This is a genomic window from Bifidobacterium xylocopae (assembly GCF_003315615.1).
GTDB classification, from domain to species: Bacteria; Actinomycetota; Actinomycetes; order Actinomycetales; family Bifidobacteriaceae; genus Bombiscardovia; species Bombiscardovia xylocopae.
In genome coordinates this window covers 176,490-187,911 of record NZ_PDCH01000001.1, presented here as the reverse complement: position 1 = coordinate 187,911, position 11,422 = coordinate 176,490, and the positions used below count along the sequence as shown (strand labels likewise).

10 protein-coding genes are annotated in these 11,422 nt (G+C 63.7%); 5 read left to right on the top strand and 5 right to left on the bottom strand.

What is annotated here, in order from left to right:
- Positions 1–43: 43 nt before the first annotated feature.
- Positions 44–811, bottom strand: coding sequence for a potassium channel family protein (locus CRD59_RS00780; RefSeq protein ID WP_201736507.1), 768 nt, complete (start codon positions 809–811; stop codon positions 44–46).
- Positions 812–939: 128 nt separating this feature from the next.
- On the opposite strand from CRD59_RS00780, the gene CRD59_RS00775 reads away from it, so the two are divergent.
- The 4 genes from CRD59_RS00775 to CRD59_RS00760 all read left to right on the top strand — a co-directional run bounded on the left by CRD59_RS00775 (position 940) and on the right by CRD59_RS00760 (position 4,326).
- The gene (locus CRD59_RS00775; RefSeq protein WP_127920913.1) at positions 940–1,803 is read left to right on the top strand and encodes an SHOCT domain-containing protein; all 864 of its coding nucleotides are present in this window, start codon (positions 940–942) and stop codon (positions 1,801–1,803) included.
- Positions 1,804–1,896: 93 nt separating this feature from the next.
- Positions 1,897–2,592 carry a hypothetical protein gene (locus tag CRD59_RS00770; RefSeq protein WP_113852688.1) on the top strand — a complete coding sequence of 232 codons (696 nt, stop codon included), beginning with the start codon at positions 1,897–1,899 and terminating at the stop codon, positions 2,590–2,592.
- A gap of 17 nt (positions 2,593–2,609) precedes the next feature.
- Entirely contained in the window at positions 2,610–2,810 is a 201-nt protein-coding gene (locus CRD59_RS00765; RefSeq protein WP_113852687.1) for a hypothetical protein, read from the top strand.
- Between the two features lie 142 nt (positions 2,811–2,952).
- A complete protein-coding gene (locus CRD59_RS00760; protein WP_236632640.1) occupies positions 2,953–4,326 on the top strand; it encodes a Y-family DNA polymerase in 1,374 nt (457 codons plus the stop codon).
- Here CRD59_RS00760 and CRD59_RS00755 read toward each other — a convergent pair.
- Positions 4,273–5,058, bottom strand: a complete 786-nt coding sequence (locus CRD59_RS00755) for a ComF family protein (protein WP_113852686.1) — start codon at positions 5,056–5,058, stop codon at positions 4,273–4,275. The genes CRD59_RS00760 and CRD59_RS00755 overlap by 54 nt on opposite strands.
- 84 nt (positions 5,059–5,142) lie before the next feature.
- Entirely contained in the window at positions 5,143–5,964 is an 822-nt protein-coding gene (locus CRD59_RS00750; RefSeq protein ID WP_113852685.1) for an HAD-IIB family hydrolase, read from the bottom strand.
- 100 nt (positions 5,965–6,064) lie between these two features.
- On the opposite strand from CRD59_RS00750, the gene CRD59_RS00745 reads away from it, so the two are divergent.
- A complete protein-coding gene (locus CRD59_RS00745) occupies positions 6,065–6,499 on the top strand; it encodes a metallopeptidase family protein (protein WP_113852684.1) in 435 nt (144 codons plus the stop codon).
- Positions 6,500–6,513: 14 nt separating this feature from the next.
- Here CRD59_RS00745 and CRD59_RS00740 read toward each other — a convergent pair whose 3' ends face one another.
- Positions 6,514–8,061, bottom strand: coding sequence for a DUF5719 family protein (locus CRD59_RS00740; RefSeq protein WP_113852683.1), 1,548 nt, complete (start codon positions 8,059–8,061; stop codon positions 6,514–6,516).
- Positions 8,058–11,285, bottom strand: coding sequence for a glycosyltransferase family 2 protein (locus tag CRD59_RS00735; RefSeq protein ID WP_127920912.1), 3,228 nt, complete (start codon positions 11,283–11,285; stop codon positions 8,058–8,060). The genes CRD59_RS00740 and CRD59_RS00735 overlap by 4 nt, the downstream gene beginning before the upstream one ends.
- Positions 11,286–11,422: the final 137 nt, after the last annotated feature.

Sequence of the window (11,422 nt, the reverse complement as noted above, 5' to 3'; positions counted from 1 at the left end):
TGCCCCTGCGGGTCGATTGGGATGAGACATCTGTGTCGGCGAGCTAATCGTCCGGGTCTTCGTCGTCGTTAGAGCTTACGACTTGCCCTCGATCCGCCTCCCCCGCCGCGAGCACACCGAGCCGGCGTTCGATGCGTTCGAGCCTTTTAGACACTGCTTCGACTTGTTCGCGGGTGACTTCAGTGGCCCTTTGCTCGTCGGCGCTGACCTCACCCACGATCCAGGACGCCAGGGTGGCGGTCACCACGCCGATCAGGGCGATGCCGGCCAGCATCAACGCGAATGCGATGATGCGGCCGGTGGGTGTCACCGGCGAGTAATCCCCGTACCCGACCGTTGTGATCGTCACGAACGCCCACCACAACGCCTCGCCGTACGACTTAATCGAGGAGCCCGGCGCGTACCGTTCGGCATCCAGGACCGCGAGCCCGCCGACCAGGACCAGCATCAGTACCGAGGCCGCCGCGTACATGACGATCCTGCCGCGTAAGGCCATGCCGCCCGTGCGATGCAGCACATTCAAGGCCGACAGGACCCGCAACACCCTTAAGGGGCGGATCATGGGCAGCAGCACCACCGCCAGGTCGAACAGATGATGCTTGATCCACTCCCACCTGCGGGGGGCCAGAGCCAGCGATACCAGGTAATCCAAGGCGAAAATAACCCATAGCGCGTTCATCGACCAGTCCGCGAGCGCGCCCATCCACCCGGTCGGCTCGGCCAGGATCTGCCATGCATAGATGGCTATGAACACCACGGACAGTACAGTCAAAGGCCATTCGGTGGCCTTCTCCCACTTCTCAAGTCTCACAGACAACAACTCTACCAACCGGCATCCAGCCGTAAAGGCACGATTGGAGCGAGGATGTGCTCGTAAGTGCGTGGACCGAGCGGGGTATCATGATTACGCAAGGCATAGTAGCCAGGAAAGGCGTCAGCATGGTATCTGTTAAAACAAGCTCTGGCACTGTATCCATTGAGGATGAAGCGGTTCGCATATTGTTCTCATGGTCATGTAAGAACGAGTTTTCTTTACCTACTGCATCGATTCCGATTCGTTGCCTGTCAAGCATTAGCATACGTTCGCATTTAGGCACCAAGTACCTCGTCTTCTCCACCACGTTTCAGGATGGCTCAAGATCGGACGCGAAACTCACCCCAAAGAACCCGTACACGCTTCCACTGCCAATGCTGAGGAAAAAAGCGGCCGATCGTTTCGTTAATGAGCTTTCGCCGATGCTGCCAGTTTCACCACTGCCTTTACCGGAATCTCTCAGGGTGGCTCGCAGGTATAAGGCCAAGCTATCCGATCAGTTCAAGAGCGACGGACGTATCGATGCGTTCATCGGTGAAGACCGCACGACCATCATCCTGTATGTGGACCATATAAGTGACGGCTCATTCGACAAGAAACTTGAAGGTGTCCACGCGTACCTTGCCAACGGGGAAGAGGCACACAAGAAAGTGTCGGCCGGCCGAGTCCTGGCTTTGGGCGTGCTTGCCCTGGCCGCTAAAAAGCAAGTCCAGGGGAGCCAGTTCGTAGTCATAGAAGGCCCAGACTTTGTCTGGACAGTGGAAGCCGGAGAGGGGTTAATCTCTGCGGCGGCGAAGTTCGCGGGCAAAGTGAACAACGCCGTCAGGCAATACGAGACCGCTCACCAGATAAGCGCTACACTAGCCCCACCGAATCCAGCTACGAGCAATCTCGGGAAACAACTAGAACAGCTGTCGGAATTACATTTTTCTGGAGCGTTGAGCAACGCAGAATTCAGTGCGGCGAAAAGCAGGCTTCTAGGAATTTAACGACGCCCCACGGGTTAGAGCAGGCTTCTCCTGTCCGTATCGTTGTGTCTGCTATGTTGGTGCTGTCATCGGTGACTGAGTGAAGGAGCGATCATGGGTGCGGATGATGGGACGAGCGTATTCCCTTCGGTGGGCGGCGAAGAGAGGACGACCGTCCTGCCACTTGCAACAGCGGAAACACCGGCTGGTGCAGTTCCCCCGCCGGTGCCGCCTGACGGCGGAAACCACAGCAAGCCCCGCGCCGGCAAAGGCAAACACAGGTGGAAAACGGTCGCCGCCGTACTGCTCGCCTTCCTCATCGGCATCGGCTTCGGCTCCTGCCGCAACACCGACCCCAAGGAGTCGCAGGCATACAAGGACCTGCAATCCGACTACTCGAAGACCCAGAACGACCTGCGCAGGTCACGCGCGCAACTGAAGGACGCCGAGAAGAAGGCGGACAAGGCCAAGGAGAAGGCCGACCAGTGGGACAAGGAGCAGGCGGACAGGAAAGCGGCCGAGCAGAAGGCCGACCAGGAGAAGCAGGCGCGGGAGAAAGCAGCGGCGGACAAGGCGGCGCAGGAGAAAGCAGCTGCCGAACAGGCCGCCCGGCAACAGGCCCAGCAACAACAGCAGCAGGCCGCCCAACAGCAAGCCCAGCAGCAGGCCCAGCCGCAGACGCGGTCACAGGGCACGGTCCACCGGGGCGCCTTCTGTTCGGGAGCCGGAGCCACCGGATCCTCCGACCAGAACGGCGCCACACTGACCTGCAGGACCGCCAGGGACGGCCGCCTGCGCTGGATGAACTAACAAGGAAAGAGGCAACCATGAGATTCGGCATGAGGAAACCCAGCGTCAAACGCTCGATCAGCGCACGCACCACCGGCAGGCTCAAACGCCAGGTGAAGAAAGCCATCATCCCCGGGTACGGCAGGAAAGGCATGGGCTGGGTCAAGAACCCCAGGAAAGCCGCCTACAACAAGATCTACCACAAGACCAGCTTCAGCCTCTGGGATTTATTCAAATAAGCCACCGCTGCCCCTCAAGGCCCCGCTTCGGCGGGGCTTTTCCTTTCCTCCACTTTCCGGGTGTCCAAGCCTTATTCGAACATATGTTCTATATGTGACGGATGTAATTTGGCTTACACATGGCTTACACAAGGAGGATACGATGACACTCGACGAGAGACGGATGGGCATCGAGAGCCCTACTGCCTACAGGATTCCTGGCACGCGCCTGACCCCCCAGTATGTGCTGGCCGACGCCAACTCCTTCTTCGCATCCTGTGAATCCGTCTTCGACCCGTCCCTGGCAGGGCGCCCGGTCGTCGTCCTATCCAATAACGACGGATGCGTGGTGGCCCGCTCCCCAGCAGCCAAACGTCTGGGCATAGTCAACGGAACACCATGGTTCAAGATCCGGGAGCGGGCCGATGCGGACGGGGTGGTGGCCCGCTCCTCCAATTATGAACTCTATGCTTCCCTCTCCCACCGGATGATGCACGTCATGGCCCGCTTCCTGCCGGAGCAGGAGGTCTACTCAATCGACGAGTGCTTCATGCTTTCCCTTTGGGACGACCAGCGGACCCAGGCCATCTGCACCGACCTGCGCACCGCCGTCCTGCGCTCGGTCGGCATCCCGGTCAGTGTCGGTGTGGCACCGACCAAGACCTTGGCCAAAGTCGCCAACCATTGGGCAAAGAACCACCCTTCCTCGGACGGGGTCACCCTGTGGAGCCGGGTGGCCACTGAAGACGGGGACCGGGCCCTGGCATCCGTGCCTGTCGGCGAAGTCTGGGGGGTGGGTCGGAGGCTGACCCGAAAACTAGAGAGCATGGGCATCCTGACCGCCTTGGACCTCCGACAGGCTGACCCGGTGATGATTCGCAGACGGTTCTCCGTCCTCCTGGAGCGCACGGTCCTGGAGCTGAACGGGCGACCATCCATCGAACCCGAGGAGGATGCCAACGACGGCGTGCGGAGGCAGCAGATTCTGTGTTCGCGCATGTTCTCACAACCGGTCACCGGATTCGAAACCCTCAGCCAGGCCCTGGGCGTCTATGCCCAGAAAGCCTGCTCCCACCTACGACGGCAGGGCAGCCTATGCTCCCGGGTGCGCGCCTTCTGCTCCTCCAGCCCATACACCAGGGGGCAATACTCCTCAGCGTCGGGCAGCATCGACCTGGAGGACCCATCCGACGACCCTCTGACCATAACCAAGGCGGCCCGGAAGGCCTTGGCCGGCGGCATTGACCCCCATGCCGAGTACATCCGAGCGGGGGTGGTCCTGGAAGGATTGCAGAACGCCGGAGGCTACCAGCCCTTGGCCGGCTTCGAAGCCGGCCGCGACCAGGGCCTGGGACCAGTCCTGGAGGAGGCGGCCCGGCGTTTCGGCCCCTTCCGGGTGGGCATCGGCTACGGAGGGGTGCGGGGCCAAGGTCAGCAGGACGACGATACCGGTGGCGAGTGGGCCATGAATCGGCGAATGCTCTCACCGCGCTGCACAACCCGTTGGGACGAGATGGCCACGGTTCATGCCATATGACCTGACCGGGCCGGCATCCGCTCCCTGCTCCGGACCGGCCAGAGCAAGAGCCAGAACGGCCAGCGGCTTGGCATTGGCCGCACGCAAGGCGAGGATGCACTGGCGAACGGTCGAACCCGTCGTGACGATGTCGTCCACCACGATTACCGACCGCCCGTCCACCCCCGATCCCCGTTTCACATGGATGCGTCCGCTCAGACGGCCGGCACGGGCTGTAGAACCATGTAACTCGACCGCCTTGCCCCTGACCGCCTCCATGACCAGAGCCGGGCAGGCCCGGGCGGGGCGTCCGGCCTTAGTAAAAGCGGCGGCCACCGCCCTAGCCAGCGGTAGCATATGCATCCGCCCCCGCCGCCGCATGGAGGCAGCCGAGGATGGGGCGGGCACGACCAGGATGGGTCCCATCGGCGCCCCGAACACCTGACCGGCATCGAGCGCCAAGTGGGACAAGGCCTCGCTCAGAGGGCCGGTCAGCTCCTGGTCATCGTGGTCCTTCCATCCCAGGATCGCCCGCCTGGCCGGGCCACGATACTTGGCGCATGCCAACCCTGGACCATGGAAAAGGCCTGCGACCGGAAATTCGTACCGTTCCATGAACAAGGCGGAGCAGGAAGGGCAAAGGACCTCGTCGGGCAGGTCGCAACCGGCACAGCCCCTGGGGAAGAGAAGGTCGCGAACCTCCCCGCATACCGCTGCAAGCATGGACCGCGACAGGCCAATAATGAGACTCATATCTCGAGGTTATGGAGAACACGGACCAAGCATCTAGCCGAACCAGGCCGTGTGGTCGGATGTGGCCTGCCGGCCAGGGGCCGGTCAGGCTCCCAGCAGGGGCTCCATGGCATCCAGGAGGGCCATGGTGTCGTCCGGGTCGCTGACCCGCAGGGCCATGGTTCCGGCCAGGGCGGCGGGATAGTCATTGCCGTCGGGATCCATCCTGTCCCCGACGAACACCATACTGTCCGCCGGAATGGACAGTATCCGCGAGAGCTGGCCGATAGCGTAGGCCTTGTCGATCCCCTTGGCGGAAATATCCACGCTGGTGGACCCACCCGAGCGCACCTGCAGGTCCGGCAGATCCCTGGCGACAGCCTGTGCCAGGGCGTTCTTGCGCTGGTTGGTCGGATCCCAGGCCTCCTTGGCCTCAACCGGGGCATCCTGGCCCAGAGCGGAGAACGTGATCTGGCTGCCCCGGTCCTCGATACGCGGCCCCCAGGTCCGCTCCTCCCAATCCCCCAGCTGGCGGGCCCGTCGCTCCAGGCTCTCCATTGCTGCGTGACGGGCTTCGGCGCTCAAATCGTGGGCGTAGACCTGCCGCCAATCCGAGCCGTCCCAACGGTAGTAGCAGGTGCCCGAAGTGGGCATGAGATGAAGTGACGACAAGTCGGCCTGCGCCGGCAGCGCATCCAGGACCTGATCCCTGAACTGCTCAAACCGGCCGCCCGATATGATCGCGGTTGAACGCAGGCGGGTCATTGCCGCGAACCGAGCCGCCATGCCCTGGTCCATCCGGGTCTTGGACCGAGCCAGCGTGGTATCGAGATCGAAGGCCAGAAGCCGCGCCTGGGCGCAGATAGCGGCCAGATTCACCCGCCGCCACGGCTCAACGGTCATGTTCGCTTCCTGTTGCACGCCCATGGAAGGCTCCTCCTCACTATGACGGCCATGCCGTCGCCGCCCGAACAAGCAGTATCCTAGCAAGCCTGCCATATCAAGCGATCGCGTTACGCTATGGCTTATGAACCCCGCACAAGCCCCCTGGATGCGCGGCTCCTACCGCGACTTGCACGGCCGTGGCATCCGACGCCCGACCTTCGGCGCCCGCCTGCCCCGGAGCCGTACGCGAGCAGGACTCTTCGACTCCATGGTGGCCGCCCAGATCAAACGCCTGGGTGAGGCCTGGCCCCAACTGGTTGGTCCTGTCCAGTTCGCAGTCGAGGATGTGCCCCCCTCGGACCCATTGCCCTGGGACGACGAACGCTGCGCACTCTCCCGGGCCTTCGTGCCTGGTCATGGCATCAGTGCACGCATCGTGCTCTACCGGTTGCCAATGCAGACCAAGGCACACAGCCGCTATGAGTTGGAACCGTTGATCCGCGATGAAATGGTCGCGCGCCTGGCTGAGCTTTACGGCCGCCACCCCGAGGACATAGACCCTTTCTGGGGCCAGTGAGCCGATGCCTTCCCTCACCGGGCCAGCGACCGGTCCTCCCTGGCGCTGACCGTCGCGGTCCGCGGCTGCAGACTCTGTGGCGTCACGATGGCAAGACCGGCCAGGTCGGCTTTCGAGACGGCTTCCACATCGACCCTCACTGCCCACGATAGGGCCTTGTCGCTGTCATCCAGCCGGGCGATCACCGCACCTGCACCCAGCTCATCCATACCAATGCCCAGCCCCTGATCCGCATCCAATTTAACGGTCTTGGAACCTGCACGCGTGCCCTTGGCGTCGAATCCCAGGATCTTGGCGGAGACCGTACGCGCAGTGGTGTTGAGCAGGAGGATACGTCCGCGGGCCTGGTCGGGCAAGGTCAGGGCACCGACACCGAGGGGGGGCTGCGGAGACAGCATGGCGAAATCGGTCTGGCCGCCGGATCCTGAACGGGACAATTCCGCAGTGGCCGAAACCGGGCCATCGGCCTCCACCTTCAAACCCACAGCATCATCCGGAGCCTGGCCCAGGCCGATCACCCCCACACGGCCACCGGGCAGATTGGCCTCCTTCGCTTTCACCGGTCCGGAAGCGGTAACCCAGAAAGCCTGGATGTGGGCCCGGCCACGGCTCATCAGGAGCAGTTGGGCCTGATCACCCCCTTCCACGCCCGGCAGGAATGCCTCCCGGGCAGGCGGACCGGCTTCACTGGCAAAGTCGGAACCCCGGGCTTCGTTGCCGGACATGGAGGTGAGGCGTACCACTGCGCAGACCGGTGCATCGCTGCCGGTCAGATGCACATAAAGGCCGGCCTGGTCGGGCGCAGCGGCTGCAAGATCGTAGGTTGCCTCCCCTCCGGCTTTGACCGTTACCGTTCCACGGGTGTTCAACGACAGCGCACCCCCCGCTTTCGTCCCATAGGCTTCCAGGTTGACCGAGGCCGCCTTGGTCGAGGGGTTGAAGACGACGAGCTGCTGGGCCCAGCCTTTTTGGGTCGCCGGCAGGAGGAAATCATGCTCGAAGGCGGCTGGAGTGCAGGAGGCCGCCTGGACACCGCGCAAGTCGCCGGAGGTGGCCCAGGACACGGTGGCGGCCGCCGTGCCTGCGCCGACCGAGGCCTTCAGCAACCGTGTGGTCTGCAGACTGGCGTTTTTGTCGGCATTGCCCGTGGCGGTTTGAACCTGGTCGTCGTCACCGGGGTCCGTATCCTGCAGCCGTATCGGTTTGCGCCCATCCAGACCGGTGGCTGTAGACGAATAGACCGGACCGAAGGCGGCGTACCGCACAGATGAGGCGATATCGCCCTCGTCTGGCTTGACCTCGCCGAATCCTGCGGCATCCGCCACCTTCATACGCGAAGGACAGTAGGTGGTCAGGTTCAACTGACTGATCCTACGGGCGCCGGAGTCGGCACTCCGGCCTTGGTCCACCAGTGCCGGGAGTGGTTCAAACAAGACAAGGGCCGAAGCCAGGGCAAGGACCACCAGAGCGGACACCGACGTGACCAACACGGTTTTGACCATGCTCCCACGACTGCCGACAGTGGCCTTCTCGGCCTTGGATGTGGTCTCGTTCGCGTTCATGCCGCACTCCTCTCCATGAATGACCACCGAGGCAGGGCGACCAGGCAATAGGCAGTCAGAACCAGGGCCAGGCTCCAGAGCCAGACCGGCCGCCACCAAAGGTCCGCAGCCGATCTCTCCCCCTCGAGGGGGATCCCCTGATGATCCGGATCGGACACGGTGAGACGGAAGTAGGTTCCGGTGGGCCCTGTAACCACTTGCTGCGTACCATCGGATCCGGTGATGTTGGCGGTCAGTTCCTCGACCGTTGAATCCAGGCCTTGTCCGTTGCCCTCCCCACGTTCCGCGGGTACGAACACGCCGCCGAATCCTAGGCGGCCGATTGATGCGATCGCGTCCGAATCCGCATTGGAAAGCAGTGCCGCGGCTGCGGAAGCCAGTTCGTGGTCGGCCCGACGTTCCTGACCGTTCAAGGGGAGGGCCCTGGCAGCCGCCGAAGAGTCGATCAGGTCACCCCTGCCGGTACGCATGCTGGCGAACCCGACCTGCCGGTCGCTGACTGGAGCCAGAACCAGGATCCGGTGAGCCGGCGAGCGGTTGAGGTAATCGACGGCCACCATAGGCAGACCGGAACGATCGGCCACAAGGCGCGACCGGTGCCCAGCCGCCAGCCCCGAGGCCCCAGTGCCGGCGAGGACGGCAAGCAAGACGAGCGTGAGGCAGATCCTGGCCATCCGTCCCATGGACCAGCGAGAGCCTTGGGCCTTGCCGTCGGCGGCCCCGCCATCCGGTGAAGCCCCGACAGCGACCTGGCCGCCCGCGGGAACTGGCCGCGATTCCGAGAATTCGGTGGCTTGAACCGGTGCATGGTCGGCGGGATGGCGGACTTGGCGAGTGGCAACGGCCGTGTCAAAGGGTCTGACGGCGCCCCCAGCGACCATCGATACGCAGGCCAGAAGCCCAAGGAAGGCAAGCAGAAGACCAGGCAGGGGCGACCCCGCCGCAGTGCCGGACCAATCCTGGGCGACCGCCACGCGAGAAGAGACCAGGCACAAGGCCGCACCTACGATTGCAAGGAACCACATGAGTCGGGAGACACGGGCGATGGACGGCAGGCAGAGACTGACCAGGGCTATGATCACAACGATGACCACAGCCGCACACAAGCCTAGACCCCCCCAGTCGTTCGCGGACAGCCAGGAGGACGGCCCCCCCGATAGGTCCAGGCCCAGCAGACGTGTGATCAGCTTGAAGAGACTGGAGGCGTGGGGTCCACCGAAGCGGGACGGGGACGCCAGGGTGATATCACCGAACAACTGCCGCCAGCCCCCCTGCCTCAGGCCAGCAACGGCCTTGACCAGTGTTGGTGCCATTGCCAGTGCTGCGGGCACGGGGATCAGGACCAGCATGGTCCGATGGCCTACCACCAGAACGGTGAACAGGACGAAAACCACCACCAAAGCCAGCAGGAGCTGCGGCTCCGCCAGGACCACACAAGTGAAGCACAGGGCCGCGCAGGCGGCGGACCGGACCGAGGGATGCGGCCGCTCAGGCTGCTCGGTCAGGTACATGCCCACGGCGCGGAAGGTGAAAGCAAAAGCGGCGGGCAGGAAAGCCAGAACCACCAGGAGCGGCAGGTCACCGTCGGCATATATGGGCAGGGCGAAGGCCAAGGCTGCCCAGAGCAAACCTGCCAGGGCCCGAATGGGGTTGGAACGAGTGAAGATGCCAGCCAGGGCCCAGAAGGACAGGGCGGCCAGCGGCAGGCACAGGAAGAACAGCAGCCCCACAGCCACCGACAACCGGCCGCCGGTGAGCAGGGCCACCGGCAACAGAAGCAGAAGGAAGGGCGTGGGCGCGGCCGGTACCCCCAGACCCAGACCCCAGGTCCACGGGACCGTGGCCGAACGGGCCAGCTGCCCCAGACCCGCGGCCGTTCCTGGCAGATATTCCGACGACAACTGACCACCTGAGAACAAGCCCTTGATGACCGGCCAGGCGGTCCAGGCGGTGAACGCCAGGACGGACAGGACCATGCCCATGGCCCAGCACAGACGGATTCGCAGCTGCCTGCGCAGATGGGCCCGGGCCAGGTTTGACATCAGTGGATGAGCCAATTGGGCTTCATAGGCCTTGCTGCGCGCCCGCCATTGCCTGATCTGCGGACGGGAGGCCTGCAAGGTCTCCAAATGACCCATCGAAGTGCGCGATACGCGCGACAAGTGCCGCCGTGCCGATAGAAGATGTCCCGAGTGGGCAAGCACCCGCCAGGGCGAGCAGAGTTCACAGGCTGCTGCATAGGGCTGTTTGGCGGTCAATCGAGCACCCGCGAACCAGAGGGCGGCGAAAAGCCGTATGATCCATATGAACGGCCAGGCCAGCGGACTATGACCACTGTACAGATATGTCTCACGGGCATCGATGACCTGCATGGAGCTGTCCCTGGGGGTGTCCTCCAGTCCCCCTTCGCCCCCCTTGCTCCGCACCCCTTCGAAACGGGCGCGGCGGTGGCCGATCCTGGCTCCTGGCACAATCACCACCCTTCCCCCTGACAGGCAGACCCGTCGGGAGAAATCCATGGATAGGCCGAAGGTGCTCGCCCAGGAACCCAGGCCGGACATGGCCGAGACGGTCTGCAAGGGCAGCAGGGCCCCGGCCAGGCTGACAGCGAAGACGTCCCGGCGGCCGTCATACTGCTCCTGGTCAGGCTCTCCGTCCACCACGAGGCTGTTCACGCCCCCCCGTACCGCATACAGGCCGACGTTATGCAGCCCTTCCCCCCTCCAGTCGAGCTGCTTGGCACCCAGTAGCGATGCGGTCGGCGTATCCCTCCAGGTCCCCACCAGGGCCTCCAGGCAATGCGGGTCCAGAGGGCGCGAGTCGTCATGCAAGAGCCAGAGGGCACGAACGGTTTGGGGGATATGGGCATAGCCCAGGGCCCTGCGAATCGCGTCCCCGTATGATTTGGCTCCATGGGCACGGACCACTTCGATGCTCACCCGGTCAGGCGGAAGCGACCCGTCCGCCGGCTGTTCGAGGGCGAATTCGGCGTACAGAGGTTCCTTGGTCCGGCCCGAGCAATCGGCGATGATGACCAAACCGGGCAGGAGGCGCTGTGTGAACACAGCGTTCAGCGTTGCCTGCAAATATGCCAGGTCGCTCTCAACGCTCACCAAGGCGGCGACAGAAGGCTCCACCTCCTGACCGTTCGACCGGTGGCGGGCGGCCAGGACATCGGAGAGAACCTGGTGAACGTCAGTGGACGTGGAAGAGGGCAAAGTCATAGGGACCAGTCTACGCAAGGCCTTGTCCCAAGCTTCCGGGCCCATGGTTCTTGCACAGTTTTCACATTGTCCCCCCACTTCCTGCGCGAACCCAGTCATGGAGCGGACTTGGCAGGCACAAACGTCGGCCGGCAATC

What these genes read in the sequence shown, in the direction of transcription:
- CRD59_RS00735 (WP_127920912.1), bottom strand. Translation starts at nt 11,285, where the DNA reads ATGACTTTGCCCTCTTCCACGTCCACTGACGTTCACCAGGTTCTCTCC.
- CRD59_RS00775 (WP_127920913.1), top strand. Translation starts at nt 940, where the DNA reads ATGGTATCTGTTAAAACAAGCTCTGGCACTGTATCCATTGAGGATGAA.
- CRD59_RS00760 (WP_236632640.1), top strand. Translation starts at nt 2,953, where the DNA reads ATGACACTCGACGAGAGACGGATGGGCATCGAGAGCCCTACTGCCTAC.
- CRD59_RS00750 (WP_113852685.1), bottom strand. Translation starts at nt 5,964, where the DNA reads ATGGGCGTGCAACAGGAAGCGAACATGACCGTTGAGCCGTGGCGGCGG.
- CRD59_RS00765 (WP_113852687.1), top strand. Translation starts at nt 2,610, where the DNA reads ATGAGATTCGGCATGAGGAAACCCAGCGTCAAACGCTCGATCAGCGCA.
- CRD59_RS00745 (WP_113852684.1), top strand. Translation starts at nt 6,065, where the DNA reads ATGAACCCCGCACAAGCCCCCTGGATGCGCGGCTCCTACCGCGACTTG.
- CRD59_RS00770 (WP_113852688.1), top strand. Translation starts at nt 1,897, where the DNA reads ATGGGTGCGGATGATGGGACGAGCGTATTCCCTTCGGTGGGCGGCGAA.
- CRD59_RS00740 (WP_113852683.1), bottom strand. Translation starts at nt 8,061, where the DNA reads ATGAACGCGAACGAGACCACATCCAAGGCCGAGAAGGCCACTGTCGGC.
- CRD59_RS00755 (WP_113852686.1), bottom strand. Translation starts at nt 5,058, where the DNA reads ATGAGTCTCATTATTGGCCTGTCGCGGTCCATGCTTGCAGCGGTATGC.